This window comes from Pseudomonas benzenivorans (genome assembly GCF_033547155.1).
Lineage (GTDB): Bacteria > Pseudomonadota > Gammaproteobacteria > Pseudomonadales > Pseudomonadaceae > Aquipseudomonas > Aquipseudomonas benzenivorans_B.
In genome coordinates this window covers 3,501,917-3,517,166 of sequence record NZ_CP137892.1, presented here as the reverse complement: position 1 = coordinate 3,517,166, position 15,250 = coordinate 3,501,917, and the positions used below count along the sequence as shown (strand labels likewise).

Annotated in this window: 17 protein-coding genes and 1 other RNA gene; 12 read left to right on the top strand and 6 right to left on the bottom strand. The window is 63.9% G+C overall.

Features of this window, described 5'->3' with window-relative positions:
- The first annotated feature begins 93 nt into the window (after nucleotides 1-93).
- Entirely contained in the window at nucleotides 94-1,188 is a 1,095-nt protein-coding gene (gene zapE, locus SBP02_RS16245; protein ID WP_318643285.1) for a cell division protein ZapE, read from the top strand.
- 81 nt (nucleotides 1,189-1,269) lie between these two features.
- Here the strand turns inward: zapE and SBP02_RS16240 are convergent, their stop codons facing one another.
- A complete protein-coding gene (locus SBP02_RS16240) occupies nucleotides 1,270-2,175 on the bottom strand; it encodes a GlxA family transcriptional regulator (protein ID WP_318646361.1) in 906 nt (301 codons plus the stop codon).
- 238 nt (nucleotides 2,176-2,413) lie between these two features.
- Here SBP02_RS16240 and SBP02_RS16235 point away from each other — a divergent pair, with 238 nt between their 5' ends.
- A complete protein-coding gene (locus SBP02_RS16235; RefSeq protein ID WP_318643283.1) occupies nucleotides 2,414-3,550 on the top strand; it encodes an acyl-CoA dehydrogenase family protein in 1,137 nt (378 codons plus the stop codon).
- Nucleotides 3,551-3,612: 62 nt separating this feature from the next.
- Here the strand turns inward: SBP02_RS16235 and SBP02_RS16230 are convergent, their stop codons facing one another.
- Nucleotides 3,613-4,650: an NADP(H)-dependent aldo-keto reductase gene (locus SBP02_RS16230; RefSeq protein ID WP_318643280.1), complete on the bottom strand. Its 1,038-nt coding sequence runs from the start codon at nucleotides 4,648-4,650 to the stop codon at nucleotides 3,613-3,615.
- Between the two features lie 249 nt (nucleotides 4,651-4,899).
- Between SBP02_RS16230 and rplM the strand changes: the two genes are divergently transcribed.
- The 7 genes from rplM (at nucleotide 4,900) to SBP02_RS16195 (ending at nucleotide 9,712) form a co-directional block, all read left to right on the top strand.
- Complete coding sequence (rplM, locus tag SBP02_RS16225; RefSeq protein WP_213641192.1) at nucleotides 4,900-5,328, top strand: 50S ribosomal protein L13; 429 nt, start codon at nucleotides 4,900-4,902, stop codon at nucleotides 5,326-5,328.
- A gap of 14 nt (nucleotides 5,329-5,342) precedes the next feature.
- The gene (gene rpsI, locus SBP02_RS16220; RefSeq protein ID WP_318643278.1) at nucleotides 5,343-5,735 is read left to right on the top strand and encodes a 30S ribosomal protein S9; all 393 of its coding nucleotides are present in this window, start codon (nucleotides 5,343-5,345) and stop codon (nucleotides 5,733-5,735) included.
- A 254-nt stretch (nucleotides 5,736-5,989) separates the two neighbouring features.
- Nucleotides 5,990-6,583 (top strand): ubiquinol-cytochrome c reductase iron-sulfur subunit, encoded by a 594-nt coding sequence (gene petA / locus SBP02_RS16215; protein ID WP_318643276.1) that lies wholly within the window; start codon nucleotides 5,990-5,992, stop codon nucleotides 6,581-6,583.
- On the top strand, nucleotides 6,583-7,794 hold the full coding sequence (locus SBP02_RS16210; RefSeq protein ID WP_318646360.1) for a cytochrome b: 1,212 nt from the start codon (nucleotides 6,583-6,585) through the stop codon (nucleotides 7,792-7,794). Before petA ends, SBP02_RS16210 begins: the two co-directional genes overlap by 1 nt.
- A complete protein-coding gene (locus SBP02_RS16205; protein WP_318643274.1) occupies nucleotides 7,794-8,573 on the top strand; it encodes a cytochrome c1 in 780 nt (259 codons plus the stop codon). Before SBP02_RS16210 ends, SBP02_RS16205 begins: the two co-directional genes overlap by 1 nt.
- A gap of 90 nt (nucleotides 8,574-8,663) precedes the next feature.
- Complete coding sequence (locus tag SBP02_RS16200; protein ID WP_318643272.1) at nucleotides 8,664-9,281, top strand: glutathione S-transferase N-terminal domain-containing protein; 618 nt, start codon at nucleotides 8,664-8,666, stop codon at nucleotides 9,279-9,281.
- A gap of 17 nt (nucleotides 9,282-9,298) precedes the next feature.
- Nucleotides 9,299-9,712 (top strand): ClpXP protease specificity-enhancing factor, encoded by a 414-nt coding sequence (locus SBP02_RS16195; protein ID WP_318643270.1) that lies wholly within the window; start codon nucleotides 9,299-9,301, stop codon nucleotides 9,710-9,712.
- Nucleotides 9,713-9,760: 48 nt separating this feature from the next.
- Here the strand turns inward: SBP02_RS16195 and SBP02_RS16190 are convergent, their stop codons facing one another.
- The 4 genes from SBP02_RS16190 to SBP02_RS16175 are packed head-to-tail and all read right to left on the bottom strand — an operon-like array spanning nucleotide 9,761 to nucleotide 13,091.
- Complete coding sequence (locus SBP02_RS16190; RefSeq protein WP_318643268.1) at nucleotides 9,761-10,294, bottom strand: BON domain-containing protein; 534 nt, start codon at nucleotides 10,292-10,294, stop codon at nucleotides 9,761-9,763.
- Entirely contained in the window at nucleotides 10,291-10,884 is a 594-nt protein-coding gene (locus SBP02_RS16185) for a phosphoheptose isomerase (RefSeq protein ID WP_318643265.1), read from the bottom strand. Before SBP02_RS16185 ends, SBP02_RS16190 begins: the two co-directional genes overlap by 4 nt.
- A gap of 30 nt (nucleotides 10,885-10,914) precedes the next feature.
- Nucleotides 10,915-11,283, bottom strand: coding sequence for a YraN family protein (locus SBP02_RS16180; RefSeq protein ID WP_318643263.1), 369 nt, complete (start codon nucleotides 11,281-11,283; stop codon nucleotides 10,915-10,917).
- Nucleotides 11,280-13,091: a penicillin-binding protein activator gene (locus SBP02_RS16175; protein ID WP_318643261.1), complete on the bottom strand. Its 1,812-nt coding sequence runs from the start codon at nucleotides 13,089-13,091 to the stop codon at nucleotides 11,280-11,282. The genes SBP02_RS16180 and SBP02_RS16175 overlap by 4 nt, the downstream gene beginning before the upstream one ends.
- 124 nt (nucleotides 13,092-13,215) lie before the next feature.
- Between SBP02_RS16175 and rsmI the strand changes: the two genes are divergently transcribed.
- The 3 genes from rsmI (at nucleotide 13,216) to mraZ (ending at nucleotide 15,250) form a co-directional block, all read left to right on the top strand.
- On the top strand, nucleotides 13,216-14,088 hold the full coding sequence (gene rsmI, locus SBP02_RS16170; RefSeq protein ID WP_318643260.1) for a 16S rRNA (cytidine(1402)-2'-O)-methyltransferase: 873 nt from the start codon (nucleotides 13,216-13,218) through the stop codon (nucleotides 14,086-14,088).
- Nucleotides 14,089-14,129: 41 nt separating this feature from the next.
- An RNA gene (gene rnpB / locus SBP02_RS16165) (RNase P RNA component class A) lies at nucleotides 14,130-14,488 on the top strand.
- A 306-nt stretch (nucleotides 14,489-14,794) separates the two neighbouring features.
- Nucleotides 14,795-15,250, top strand: a complete 456-nt coding sequence (gene mraZ, locus SBP02_RS16160; protein WP_318643258.1) for a division/cell wall cluster transcriptional repressor MraZ — start codon at nucleotides 14,795-14,797, stop codon at nucleotides 15,248-15,250.

Sequence of the window (15,250 nt, the reverse complement as noted above, 5' to 3'; positions counted from 1 at the left end):
GCGGCGAGGCCGTGCAAACAGCGGCTCTCGATTGCCAAGCGCGGAGGGCGTCGCTAAAGTGTCGGCCCCATTTTTGTTGCCCAGCTAACGAATATGACACCCCTAGAGCGCTACCAGGCAGACCTCAAACGCCCCGACTTCTTCCATGACGCGGCCCAGGAAACTGCGGTGCGCCATCTGCAGCGCCTGTACGACGACCTGATCGCCGGCGAGGCGAGCAAGCCCGGGCTGTTCGGCAAGCTGTTCGCCCGCAAGCCCCAGGGGCCGGTCAAGGGCCTGTACTTCTGGGGCGGGGTCGGCCGCGGCAAGACCTACCTGGTCGACACCTTCTTCGATGCGCTGCCGTTCGAGCAGAAGATGCGCACCCACTTCCACCGCTTCATGAAGCGGGTGCATGAGGAAATGAAGACCCTCAAGGGCGAGAAGAACCCGCTGACCATCATCGGCAAGCGCTTTGCCGACGAGGCGCGGGTGATCTGCTTCGACGAGTTCTTCGTCTCCGACATCACCGATGCGATGATCCTCGCCACCCTGCTCGAGGAGTTGTTCAAGAACGGCGTGAGCCTGGTGGCGACCTCCAACATAGTGCCGGACGGCCTGTACAAGGACGGCCTGCAGCGCGCCCGCTTCCTGCCGGCCATCGCCCTGCTCAAGGAACACACCGAGATCGTCAACGTCGACAGCGGCGTCGACTACCGCCTGCGCGCCCTGGAGCAGGCCGAGCTGTTCCACTGGCCGCTGGATGCGGCGGCCGAGGAGAGCCTGCAGAAGAGCTTCAGCAGCCTGTTGCCCGAGCATTGCGCGGTGCAGGAGAACGAGGCGCTGATGATCGAGAACCGTGCCATCACCGCGCGCAAGGTCGGCGACGACGTGGCCTGGTTCGAGTTCCGCGAGCTGTGCGACGGCCCGCGCAGCCAGAACGACTACATCGAGCTGGGCAAGATCTTCCACGCCGTGCTGTTGGCCAATGTCGAGCAGATGGGCGTGGCCAAGGACGACATGGCGCGGCGCTTCATCAACCTGGTGGACGAGTTCTACGACCGCAACGTCAAGCTGATCATCTCCGCTGAGGTCGAGCTCAAGGATCTCTACACCGGTGGGCGCCTGACCTTCGAGTTCCAGCGCACCCTCAGCCGTCTGCTGGAGATGCAGTCCCACGAGTTCCTGGCGCGGCCGCACAAGCCCTGATCCGTCGAGCCGGCCCAAAGGCTGCCAGAGGGCAGCCTTTTTTGTGGGCGAAACCCTGGCGCTATCGACCCGGCGCCGGCGCTAGGCGTGCGTGTCCTTGTGCTGGAACTGCCGGCGGTACTGGTTGGGCGACAGCGTGGTGTGCTGGCGGAACAGCCGGGCGAAGAAGCTGGCGTCGTCGTAGCCGACTTCGTAGCTGATGGTCTTGATGCTCTTGCGCGTGGCGCTGAGCAGGCCCTTGGCCGTTTCGATGCGCAGCCGCTGCAGGTAGTGCAGCGGCTTATCGCCGGTGGCGGCCTGAAAGCGGCGCATGAAGTTGCGGATGCTCATGCCGTGCTCGCGGGCCACGTCCTCGAAGCGGAACTTGTCGCAGAAGTGCTCCTCCAGCCACTGCTGGATCTGCAGGATGGTCAGGTCGTGGTGCAGTTTCTGCCCGCCGAAGCCGATGCGTCCGGGTGTGTAGCTGCGTTGCACCTCGTAGAGGATGTCGCGGGCGACGCCCTGGGCCACGCCGGCGCCACAGAAGCGCTCGATCAGGTAGATGTACAGGTCGCAGGCCGAGGTGACGCCGCCGGCGCAGTAGAGGTTGTCGGCATCGGACAGGTGCTTGTCCTGATTGAGCAGCACCCTGGGAAAGCGCTCGGCGAACTCGCCGAAGAAGCGCCAGTAGGTGGTCGCCTCCTTGCCGTCGAGCAGGCCGGCCTGGGCCATCCAGAACACCCCGGTGGCTTCGCCGCAGATCGCGGTGCCCGCGGCGTGGCGCGTCCTGAGCCAGCTGAGTACCTGGGGATGGCGCTGGCAGAGGGCGTCGAAGTCGTCCCAGAAGGCCGGCAGAATGATCACGTCGGCGCTTTCCAATGGCCCGTCCACCGGGATCAGCACATCGCTGAAGCTGCGCACCGGCTGGCCGTCCGGGCTGACCAGGTGGATCTCGAAGGCCGGGGTCAGGCCCAGGCCCAGCTGCTTGCCGTAGCGCAGGCTGGCCATATGGAAGAAGTCCTTGGCCTGCATCAATGTGGAGGCGAAGACGCCTTCGGTGGCGAGGATGCTGACGCGCTTGAGCGGCTCGGGCGATTGGCTGGGCATAGGCTGATTCTTATTAGGGCTAAGTGGTCAAGTAACGGCTGGATCGTCTTATTTATTGGCGCTTGTGTCCAGTGCGACCAAGCGTTTGCTTGGCTAGAGTCGGAGTCACCCAAACCTACCTTCTATGCCAGGTGCCGTGATGATTCCCAGAACCCTGTTCAGTTCCGATCATGAGTTGTTTCGCGACAGCGTGCGCAAGTTCCTCGAGCAGGAGGCCGTGCCCTTCCATCAGCAGTGGGAGAAGGACGGCCACGTCGACCGCGGGCTGTGGAACAAGGCGGGGGAGGCGGGGTTGCTCTGCTCCCATATTCCCGAGGAGTACGGCGGCATGGGGGCCGATTTCCTCTACAGCACGGTGGTGATCGAGGAGGTCGCCCGGCTGGGGCTGAGCGGCATCGGCTTCTCCCTGCATTCGGACATCGTTGCGCCCTACATCCTGCACTACGGCTCCGAGGCCCTGAAGCACAAGTACCTGCCCCGGCTGGTGTCCGGTGAGCTGGTCACCGCCATCGCCATGACCGAGCCGGGGGCCGGCTCCGACCTGCAGGGGGTCAAGACCACGGCCGTGCTGGAGGGCGACGAGTACGTGATCAACGGCTCCAAGACCTTCATCACCAACGGTTACCTGGCCGACCTGGTGATAGTGGTGGCCAAGACCGACCCGCAGGCGGGCGCCAAGGGCACCAGCCTGTTCCTGGTCGAGGCCGATATGCCGGGGTTCGCCAAGGGCAAGCGGCTGGAGAAGGTCGGCATGAAGGCCCAGGACACCTCCGAGCTGTTCTTCCAGGACGTGCGGGTGCCCAGGGAGAACCTGTTGGGCCAGGCCGGCATGGGCTTCGCCTACCTGATGCAGGAGCTGCCTCAGGAGCGCCTGACCGTCGGCATCAGCGCCCTGGCCTCGGCCGAAGCGGCGCTGCAGTGGACCCTGGACTATACCCGCGAGCGCAAGGCGTTCGGCAAGGCCATCGCGGATTTCCAGAACACCCGCTTCAAGCTGGCCGAGATGGCCACCGAGATTCAGGTCGGTCGGGTGTTTGTCGATCGTTGCCTGGAGCTGCACCTGCAGGGCAAGTTGGATGTGCCGACCGCGGCCATGCTCAAGTACTGGGGCACCGACCTGCAGTGCAAGGTGCTGGATGAATGCGTGCAGCTGCATGGCGGTTACGGCTTCATGTGGGAGTACCCGGTGGCGCGGGCCTGGGCCGATGCCCGGGTGCAGCGCATCTATGCCGGCACCAACGAGATCATGAAGGAGATCATCGCCCGCGCCTTGTAGGGCGGCGTCTGGCGCGGAAAGGCCCGGCATTGTCCGGGCGTATTCCGGCCGGTCGACCGGTTTCAGGGTGCTGGGTTCGGTTGCGTCTGGTGAATGGCCTCGATGCCGGTCAGCACCTCGTCGCCGAGCCTCAGCTCGCTGCTGCCCAGGTCGGCTTCCAGCTGCTCCAGGGTGGTGGCGCCGATGATGGTGCTGGTCACGAAGGGGCGGGCCGTGACGAAGGCCAGGGCCATCTGTGCCGGGTCCAGGCCCTGTTCCTGAGCCAGTGCGACGTAGCGCGAGCAGGCGGCTTGCGCCTGCGGGTTGGTGTAGCGGGTGAAGCGGTTGAACAGGCTGAGCCTGGCGTTGGCCGGGCGTGCGCCGCCTTCGTACTTGCCCGACAGCATGCCGAAGGCCAGGGGCGAGTAGGCCAGAAGGCCGCACTGCTCGCGCATGGCGACTTCCGCCAGGCCGACCTCGAAGCTGCGGTTGAGCAGGTTGTAGGGGTTCTGAATCGATACCGCCCGCGGCCAGCCGCGACTCTCGGCCAATTGCAGAAGCCTCATGGTCCCCCAGGGTGTTTCATTGGAGAGGCCGATATGACGGATCTTGCCGGTCTTGACCTGCTCGTCCAGCGCTTCCAGGGTGTCTTCCAGTGGGGTGAAGACGCTGTCCTGATGGCGATAGCCGAGCTGGCCGAAGTAGTTGGTCGGCCGTTCCGGCCAGTGCAGCTGGTACAGGTCGATCCAGTCGGTGCGCAGGCGCTTGAGGCTGGCTTCGACGGCGGCCTGGATATTGGGGCGGTCGTGCTTGAGCCGGCCGTCGCGGATGTAGTCGATGCCGTTGCCGGGGCCGGCGATCTTGCTGGCCAGTATCCAGTCGCCGCGGCCGCCGTGCCGCTGAAAGTAGTCGCCGAGGATCCGCTCGGTCGTGCCATAGGTCGCGGCCCGTGGCGGCACCGGGTACATCTCGGCGGTATCGATGAAGTTCACCCCGTAGGCCTTGGCTCGGGCAATTTGGGCGAAGGCCTCGTCGGCGTCGTTCTGCTCGCCCCAGGTCATGGTGCCCAGGCACAGGGCGCTGACATGCAAATCCGTTCGGCCCAGCTGGCGATAGTTCATAGGCTGCTCTTTATCGTGAAATGCCCATGCAGGCATGGTTGAATTTATCTGCGCAATCTGCATAATTGCGCACCTCTTTCAGCAGTGGAAGTGATGCGCCGCCTGCCGAAGAATCTTGCCGTGCTACGGACGCGCTGACCCGAGCCCCCGACAGCGTCTGTGTTCGGCTGCCTTTGACTTGTCAAAGTACGCACTATTCAGTAAGATCCGCCGTCTTATTTATCAGGGCGGCCCCTGAGGCTATAAAGAATGAAGACTTTTACTGCTAAACCGGAAACAGTAAAGCGCGACTGGTTCGTCGTCGACGCTGCTGGTCAGACCCTGGGTCGTCTGGCTACCGAAATTGCCACCCGTCTGCGTGGCAAGCACAAGCCCGAGTACACTCCGCACGTTGATACCGGCGACTACATCGTCGTGATCAATGCTGAGCAGGTGCGTGTGACCGGTGCCAAGACCACCGACAAGATGTACTACTCTCACTCCGGTTTCCCGGGCGGCATCAAGTCGATCAACTTCGAGAAGCTGATCGCCAAGGCGCCTGAGCGTGTGATCGAGACCGCGGTAAAAGGCATGCTGCCGAAGAACCCGCTGGGTCGCGACATGTATCGTAAGCTGAAGGTGTACAAGGGTGCCGCTCACCCGCACACTGCCCAGCAGCCCCAAGAACTGAAGATTTAACGGAATAGTTCATTATGTCGGCGACTCAAAACTACGGCACTGGCCGTCGCAAGACTGCAACCGCTCGCGTATTCCTGCGTCCGGGCACTGGCAGCATCTCCATCAACAATCGCACCCTGGACACCTTCTTCGGCCGCGAAACCGCGCGCATGGTCGTTCGCCAGCCGCTGGAGCTGACCGAAACCACCGAGAAGTTCGATGTGTTCGTTACCGTGATCGGTGGTGGTGTGAGTGGTCAGGCCGGTGCGATCCGTCACGGCATCACCCGTGCCCTGATCGAGTACGACGAAACCCTGCGTAGCTCGCTGCGCAAGGCCGGTTTCGTGACTCGCGACGCGCGTGAAGTCGAGCGTAAGAAGGTCGGTCTGCGCAAGGCGCGTAAGCGTCCGCAGTACTCCAAGCGTTAATTCGCTATCTGCCTTCAAAAGCGCCCAGTTTCCTTTCGGAGCTGGGCGTTTTTTATGGGCGTCCGGCTGCTGTGCGACATCATGCCGCAGTCCTGGAGGCCGCGTCCTGCAAGGTGTTGAGAGGCTTCCGGCGGGGTAATTACCTTGTCAGAAAAGGGGCTTTTCTTTACCATTTGGCGAATTTTTTGCGCTACCCGATTTTTACCTAGTAGAGGCCTGAACAACAGGCCACAAAGCTGATGGGAGACGACTGAATGAGCAATGACGGCGTGAATGCAGGCCGGCGTCGCTTCTTGGTGGCGGCCACCTCCGTGGTGGGTGCTGCTGGAGCGGTGGGTGCCGCGGTCCCGTTCGTGGGGTCATGGTTCCCGAGCGCCAAGGCTAAAGCTGCCGGTGCACCTGTGAAGGTGAACGTCAGCAAGATCGAGCCGGGCCAGCAGATGGTTGCCGAGTGGCGGGGGCAGCCGGTGTTCATCGTGCGCCGTACCGAGGAGATCTTGAGCAACCTGGGCAAGCTCGAGGGGCAGTTGGCCGACGTCGAGTCCCAGGCCTCGGTGCAGCCGACCTATGTCGACCCGAAGACCCGCTCGATCAAGCCGGAAGTGCTGCTGCTAGTCGGGCTGTGCACCCACCTGGGCTGCTCGCCGTCCTTCCGCCCGGAAGTGGCGCCGGCGGACCTCGGTGCCGAGTGGGTGGGGGGCTACTTCTGCCCGTGCCACGGCTCGCGCTACGACCTCGCCGGCCGTGTCTACAAGGCCCAGCCAGCCCCCTTGAACCTGCCGGTGCCACCGCACATGTACGAGTCGGATGATGTGATCGTCATCGGTGTGGATCAGGAGCAAGCATGATGAGCAAATTCATGGAGTGGATGGATGCGCGCTTCCCCGCGACCAAGATGTGGGAAGACCATCTGAGCAAGTATTACGCGCCGAAGAACTTCAACTTCTTCTACTTCTTCGGCTCGCTGGCCCTGCTGGTGCTGGTCAACCAGATCGTCACCGGTATCTGGCTGACCATGAGCTTCACCCCGTCGGCCGAGGAGGCGTTCGCCTCGGTCGAGTACATCATGCGCGATGTGGAGTACGGCTGGATCCTGCGTTACCTGCACTCGACCGGCGCCTCGGCGTTCTTCGTCGTGGTCTACCTGCACATGTTCCGCGGCCTGCTCTACGGCTCCTACCAGAAGCCGCGCGAGCTGGTGTGGATCTTCGGCATGCTGATCTACCTGCTGCTGATGGCGGAAGCCTTCATGGGCTACCTGCTGCCCTGGGGCCAGATGTCCTACTGGGGCGCCCAGGTGATCATCTCGCTGTTCGGTGCCATTCCGGTGATCGGCGACGACCTGACCCAGTGGATTCGCGGTGACTACCTGATTTCCGGCATCACCCTGAACCGCTTCTTCGCCCTGCATGTGGTGGCCCTGCCGATCGTGATCCTCGGCCTGGTGGTGCTGCACATCCTGGCGCTGCATGAGGTGGGTTCGAACAACCCGGACGGCGTCGACATCAAGAAGAAGAAGGATGCGAACGGCGTTCCGCTCGATGGTATTGCCTTCCACCCTTATTACACCGTGAAGGACATCGTCGGTGTGGTGGTGTTCCTGTTCATCTTCTGCTTCGTGGTGTTCTTCTTCCCGGAAATGGGCGGTTACTTCCTGGAGAAGCCGAACTTCGAGCAGGCCAACCCGTTCAAGACTCCCGAGCACATCGCGCCGGTGTGGTACTTCACCCCGTTCTACGCGATCCTGCGTGCCGTGCCGGACAAGCTGCTGGGCGTCATCGCCATGGGTGCGGCCATCGCCGTGCTGTTCGTGCTGCCCTGGCTGGACCGTAGTCCGGTCAAGTCGATGCGCTACAAGGGCTGGTTGAGCAAGATCTGGTTGCTGGTGTTCTGCGTGTCCTTCGTCATCCTGGGTGTGCTGGGTGTGCTGGCGCCGACTCCGGGCCGCACCCTGCTGTCGCAGGTATGTACCTTCCTGTACTTCGCGTACTTCATCCTGATGCCGTTCTACACCAGGATGGAAAAAACCAAACCGGTTCCGGAAAGGGTGACGGGCTGATGAAGAAGCTATTCGCTGCACTGATTTTCGCTGCAATGCCTGCCCTGGCTCTGGGGGCGGGTGGCAACTATCCGCTGGACAAGGTCGATATCGATCTGACCGACAAGGCGGCCATGCAGGACGGTCTGCGTACCTTCGCCAACTACTGCATGGGCTGCCATGCGGCCAAGTTCCAGCGCTACGAGCGGGTTGCCGATGACCTCGGCATTCCCCATGAGCTGATGCTGGACAATCTGGTGTTCAACGACGCCAAGATCGGCGACCACATGAAGATCGGCATGAAGCCCGAGGACGCCAAGGCCTGGTTCGGCGCGGCGCCGCCGGATCTGACCCTGGTCGCTCGCGTGCGTGGCACCGACTGGCTGTATACCTACCTGCGCACCTTCTACGAAGATCCGAGCCGTCCGCTGGGGGCGAATAACAAGGTCTTCCCGAACGTCGGCATGCCGAACGTGCTGGCTGAGCTGCAGGGGCGCCAGTACATCGGTTGCAAGCAGGTGCAGGTGGTCGAGGACGGCAAGAAGCAGTTCGATCCGCTGACCGGCACGCCCATCACGCACGAGGCCTGCGATCAACTCACCATCGAGCCGAAGACCGGTGAGTTGACCGAGGAGCAGTTCGACGAGAAGGTCAAGAATCTGGTGACCTTCCTGGCCTATTCGGCCAACCCGGTGAAGCTGGAAAGTCAGCGTATCGGCACCTACGTGCTGCTGTACCTGGCGTTCTTCTTCGTATTCGCCTATTTGCTCAAGCGTGAATACTGGAAGGACGTGCATTAAAATCGTCGCCGTTCCGTCCCAGACCTGCGCGCCCCCTTGGGCGCGCAGGTCTTTCTGCTTCAGATAACCTTATAAGCGAGGAGGATCGCCATGGGCGTGACCAATAGGTTGGCCTGTTATTCCGACCCCGCCGACCACTACTCCCACCGTGTGCGTATCGTGCTCGCCGAGAAGGGTGTCGGCGCCGAGATCATCAGTGTCGAGCCGGGCCGCTGCCCGCCTCAACTGCTCGAGGTCAACCCCTATGCCAGCCTGCCGACCCTGGTCGATCGCGATCTGGCGTTGTACGAGTCGACGGTGGTGATGGAGTATCTGGATGAGCGCTACCCCCATCCGCCGCTACTGCCGGTGTATCCGGTGGCTAGGGCCAACAGCCGCCTGCTGATCCACCGCATCCAGCGCGACTGGTGCGCCCTGGTGGATCTGATTCTCGATCCGCGCAGCAAGGAGACGGCTCGGGTTCAGGCGCGCAAGGAGCTGCGCGAGAGCCTGACGGGCGTCTCGCCGCTGTTCGCCGACAAGCCGTACTTCCTCAGCGAGGAGTTGAGTCTGGTGGACTGCTGCCTGCTGCCGATTCTCTGGCGCCTGCCGTTGCTGGGCATCGAGTTGCCGAAGCCGGCCAAGCCGTTGCTCGATTATATGGAGCGTCAGTTCGCCCGGGAGGGCTTTCGGGCCAGTCTGTCCGCTGCCGAGCGCGAGATGCGTTAATACCTGAGGAGGTTCCGATGAACTCCAGTCGTCCCTATTTGGTTCGTGCCCTCTACGAGTGGATCGTCGACAACGACTGCACCCCCCATCTGCTGGTCGATGCCGATTTCGCCGGCGTACAAGTGCCGCCGGGTTTCGCCAGTGACGGCCAGATCGTGCTGAACGTGTCCCCCGGGGCGGTGCGCCATCTGCATATGGACAACGAGGCGGTGAGCTTCGAGGGGCGTTTCGGTGGGGTGGCGCACAGCCTGTACATCCCCTCCGCGGCCGTTATGGCGATCTATGCCCGGGAAAACGGCCAGGGCATGGTCTTCGATCTGGAGCCGCCGGTGCCGGATGACGAGGACGGTGACGGGCCCGACGATCAGGGCCCGCCGGATGGCGAGCCGCCGCGGCCGAGCGGGCGGCCCAGCCTGAAGGTGGTCAAGTAAACGAAAAAGGCGATCCGAGGATCGCCTTTTTCGTGGGGCAGATGGCGGTCAGTTGGTGTACTGGAACAGCTTGACGATCTTCTGCACCCCGGACACGCCCTGTACCAGGGCGGTGGCCTGATTGGCCTCCTGGCGCGAGACCAGGCCCAGCAGATAGACGATGCCGTTCTCGGTGATCACCTTGATGCGCGAGCCGGGAACGCTGGCGTCCGCGAGCATCTGGGTCTTGATCTTGCTGGTCAGCAGGGTGTCGTTACTGCGTGCCAGCAACGAGGTTGGCTGCAGCACCTGCAGTTCGTTATGCACCTTGCTCACGCCCTGGACCCGGCGCGCGGCCTGTTCGGCCATGCCCTTGAGGTCGCTGCGCGGGGTCTGGCCGGCGAGCAGGACCACGCCGTTGTAGCTGGTGACCACTATGTGCGAGGTGGGGCTGGTCAGGTCGACATGGGCGCGGGCGATGTTGTTCTCGACTGCGGGGGCGATGAACTGGTCATCGATCTTGTTGCCGATGCTGCGGCTGCCGCAGCCCGCCAGAGCAAGGGTGAGGGCCAGGGCGGCGAGGAGCAGTGGGTTGCGGGTCATTCTTCACTCCCGAACAGTTGGCTGTCGATCAGGTCGCACAGGCAGTGGATGGTCAGCAGGTGTACTTCCTGAATGCGTGCGGTGATGCGCGAAGGCACGCGGATCTCCACATCCTCCGGCAGCAGCAGCGAGGCCATGCCGCCGCCGTCACGGCCGGTCAGGGCGACTACTGTCATCTCGCGGTCGTGGGCGGCCTGGATGGCCTGGATCACGTTGGCCGAGTTGCCGCTGGTGGAGATGGCCAGGAGCACGTCGCCCGGTTGGCCGAGTGCGCGGATTTGCTTGGAAAACACCTCGTTGTAGCTGTAGTCGTTGGCGATCGAGGTGATGGTCGAGCTGTCGGTGGTCAGGGCGATCGCCGGCAGGCTGGGGCGCTCGCGCTCGAAGCGGTTGAGCAGCTCGGAGGAAAAGTGCTGGGCATCGCCGGCCGAGCCGCCGTTGCCGCAGGTGAGGATCTTGCCCTCGCTGAGCAGTGCCTGAACCATGACCTGGCTGCCCTGCTCGATAAAGGGTGCGAGGACTTCCATGGCCTGTTGCTTGGTTTCGATGCTGGCTTGGAACAGCTGGCGAATACGGGCTTGCATGTCCATCGGAGATATAACCTTCAGTGGGGTGTCTGCTCAGGTATCAAAGGCGTTTCGAATCCAGTCCAGTCGCGGGGCTGCACTGCCGTGGGCGTCGATGGCGACCACGTCGAAGCGGCAAGGGTGTTTCGCCCAGCGGGTCTCCCGCTGGAGAAAGTGCAGGGCGGCAGTGGCCAGCTTGTCGCGCTTGCGTGCATCGACACTGGCCGCGGCGCCGCCCCAGGCGGCGTGCCGCCGGTAGCGGACCTCGACGAATACTACTGTATCGGCGTCGAGCATGACCAGATCGAGCTCGCCGCGGCGGCAGCGCCAGTTCTGCGCCAGCAGCTGCAGGCCGTGGCGTTCGAGGTGTTGGCGGGCCAGGTGTTCGGCGATCTGGCCGCTGTTGTGCTCTGGCTCGCTCAATTGAGGCTGTCGGGCAGTGTTTGGATCTGGCCGTCGCGGAACTCGGCCCAGGGCAGCTGGCGCTCGATGCGCTGTGCCGGGTTCAGGCTGAGGCTGCCGGACAGGCCGTCGAGCCGGCTGTCAGGCAGGGCCTTGAGCTGGTTCAGACGCGGCGTCAGGCGGTAGGCGTCGATACCCATGGCATAGAGGCGGCCGAGGCTGCCGCCGGCCTGGGGCCATTGGCTGCTGACCTGCTGGCGCAGGGGCGCGTCGGCGTTCAGCAGCCAGGGCGTTTCGCAGAAGCGGATGCCATTCAGGTCCAGGTACTGGGCCTGGCTGTGGTTGCCGGTATACAGGTGGGAGGTGGCGTAGACCGGAACGTCGCCGGCGTACTGGAAGGCCAGGGTCGGCTTGATCTGTTGGGCCTGCTGCGGGGTGGCGGCGAGGAAGATGAAGTCGACATCCTGGCGCCGCGAGGGCTGTGCGGCGATGGCCGCGCCCAGGGTGTTGCGCAGGCGCCGAGCGCGCGCTTCGCTCTGGCGCAACTGGAACAGGTCGGCGATCTGTTGCGCCAGCTTCACCGGCTGGTCGACGTGTTCGGCGGCGATCAGGGTGCCGCCGGCGGCTTGCCAGCTGTCGCGGAAGGCGGCCAGAACCCGGTCACCCCAGTCTCCGCGCGGCACCAGGGCGACGGCCCGGCGCATGCCGTCGGCCCAGGCGCGGCGGGCGACCTCGCGGGCCTCGTCCTCGGCGGCCAGGCCGAACTGGAACAGCTGGGCCGGGCCTTCCTGGGCGGATTCGCTGTAGTTCAGTGCCAGGGTGGTGATCGGCAGCTGCTCCTGGCTGCTGAGCTGAGTCACCAGGTGCTTTTCCAGGGGACCGACGACCAGCTGCACGCCGGCGGCCTGGGCCTGCCGGTAGAAGTCGTCCATGGAGCGCAGTTGGGCGCTGTCGTAGAAGCGTATGTTGGGCGGGTTCTGTCCGCTCTGCTGAGCCTGGTAGTGGGCGGCGAGGAAGCCATCGCGCAGGGCGCGGGCGACCGAGGCCAGCTGGCCGTCCTGCGGCAGCAGCAGGGCGATTTCGCTGAGTGGCTGGCTGGACAGTTCCTGCAGTTCGCGCAAAGGTGCGGGCAGGCGCAGGGCGGCGGGGTGCTGGGGGTGTTGTGCGCGCCAGTCGTCGATGGCCGCTTGTTGGGCTTGCAGGGGGCCTAGGGCCTTGGCCGCCTGGGCCAGGCTCAGCCAGCCGCTAAGATCGGCGTCGCCGTTGGCCGTGAGCTGCTCGACGGGCAGGCTGGCGACCAGCTCCCAGATGGACTCATGGTTGCGCTCGGCCGCCTCGGCGTCGAGCAGGGGGGCGATAAAGATGCGTTCGCGGGTGGCGGCGAGGATCTGGCCGTTCGCCTGTAAGGCCTTGGCGCGGGCCAGCTGGGTGCGCACCTGTTGCTCGACCGGCAATTCGCCCAGGCGGGCGAGGCTGGGGTGACCAAGCGCCTTGAGGGCGGCCTTGGGGTTGTCGCGGCTCAGGGCCAACTCGGCATTCAGGGTGCTGGCGTAGACCTGCTGGGCCGGCTTGAGGTCGGCAAGGCTCACCTGCTCGAGAATGGCGGCGGCGCGGGCGAACTTCTTCTGCTGGTAGGCCAGGTCGGCGGCCGACAGGCGCAGCAGGTTGGCCTGTTCGGACTGGCTGTCGCCGGCCTGCTGCAGCAGCTGCTCGATGCTGGCTTGAGGGGTGCGCGGCAACTCGCCAAGGTTGGAGGTGGGCGAGCTGGCGCAGGCGACCAGCAGGCCGGCGAGGCTGAGGGCGTAGAGCGGACGCAGGCAAGCGATCATGTAGGCCTTCCCGATACTTGAGCAAATGAGCGGCGAATTGTACCCAAGCCCCGGCGGCGGTGCGATGTCGATGCCGTGAAACGGGCTACAATGCGCGCTTTCGCGATATGAAGAGGCACGTGCTGTGACTGCACCCGGTGGTACGACCCCCGCCCCTGGCACCCTTTATGTGGTGGCCACGCCCATTGGCAATCTGGACGACATCGGCGCGCGGGCGCTCAGGGTGCTCGGCGAGGTGGCCCTGATTGCAGCGGAGGATACCCGGCACTCGGCGCGGCTGCTGCAGCACTTCGGCATCGCGACCCCCTTGGCGGCCTGTCATGAGCACAACGAGCGCGACCAGGGCGGGCGCTTCCTCGCCCGCTTGCAGGCGGGTGAGGACGTGGCGCTGATTTCCGACGCCGGCACGCCGCTGATCTCCGACCCGGGCTACCACCTGGTGCGCCAGGCGCGGGCGGTGGGAGTGCCGGTGGTGCCGGTACCGGGCGCCTGTGCCCTGATCGCGGCGCTGTCGGCGGCCGGGCTGCCCTCCGATCGCTTCATCTTCGAAGGGTTTCTGCCGGCCAAGGCGGGGGGGCGTCGCGCGCGTCTTGAGCAGGTGCGGGAGGAGTCGCGCACCCTGATCTTCTACGAGGCGCCCCATCGCATCCTCGAGTGCCTGCAAGACATGCGGGCGGTGTTCGGCGATGAGCGCCCGGCGCTGCTGGCCCGGGAGCTGACCAAGACCTTCGAGACTCTCAAGGGGCTGCCGCTGGGCGAGCTGTGCGCCTGGGTGGCGGCCGACAGCAATCAGCAGCGCGGCGAATGCGTGGTGCTGGTGGCAGGCTGGCAGGCGCCGGAAGGCGAAGAGGCGATCAGCGCCGAGGCGTTGCGGGTGCTCGACCTGCTGCTCGGGGAGATGCCGCTCAAGCGTGCGGCGGCGTTGGCGGCGGAAATCACCGGGGTGCGCAAGAATTTGCTCTATCAGGCCGCGCTGGAGCGCCAGTCGCGCGACTAATCCTTGTTCTATGGCGGGCACGCCGTTACCCTTGGCAGCGGAGAGTCGATCGGACAGTCGCTGCCGTGTTTCGTTCTGCGAGATGCGGGGGAGGAAAGTCCGGGCTCCATAGGGCGGAGTGCCAGGTAATGCCTGGGGGGCGTGAGCCTACGGAAAGTGCCACAGAAAATAACCGCCTAAGCGTTTCGGCGCCGGTAAGGGTGAAAAGGTGCGGTAAGAGCGCACCGCACGGCTGGCAACAGTCCGTGGCTAGGTAAACCCCACTCGGAGCAAGACCAAATAGGGTTCCATTGGCGTGGCCCGCGCTGGAACCGGGTAGGTTGCTAAAGGCGTGCAGTGATGTACGTCGTAGAGGAATGACTGTCCTCGACAGAACCCGGCTTATAGATCGACTCTCCACCTTTTCCTTCTAGCTGCTTTGCTGTTTCCCTCGCGTTTTCATGCTTAAAAAATCTTACTCTTCATAAATCACTTTAAGTTTGTGATTGAGCCTATTGCTCAGGCTGATTTTTATCCTGGCCGGCTCTCTGCCAAGCTCCGAGTGCCTCCCCTTAGATTCGCTAAATTACCGTCCTGTAAGGATTTTTCCCCTCTGGCGCGCCTTGACGGTGGGGTGGGCGCGTTCCTATAGTGTGCCCAGGTGGTAAGAAGTGGCATGAAGTGGGTTTTTTTGGGCATGGATAGCTAATTACGGGGGAGCGCAGCCGTGTTTCGCGGAGCCAACGCCATCAGTCTCGACGCCAAAGGGCGACTCGCGATGCCAAGTCGGTATCGGGACGAGCTCGTGTCGCGCTGCTCCGGCCAGCTCATCGTGACCATCGATGCCATTGACCCTTGCCTCTGCGTCTATCCGTTGTCGGAATGGGAGTTGATCGAGAACAAGCTGCGCGAGCTGGCTTCCTTTCGCGAGGAAAACCGCCGCTTGCAGCGCCTGCTGATCGGTAACGCCGTCGATCTCGAATTGGACGCCAGCGGCCGTTTCCTGGTGCCGCCCCGTCTGCGCGAGTACGCCAAGCTGGACAAGCGCGCGATGCTGGTCGGCCAGCTGAACAAATTTCAACTGTGGGACGAGGATGCCTGGAATGCCGTGGCGGACGCCGATCTGGCCGCCATCAAGCAACCCGGCGCCCTGTCCGACGAACTACGTGACCTGATCCTGTGA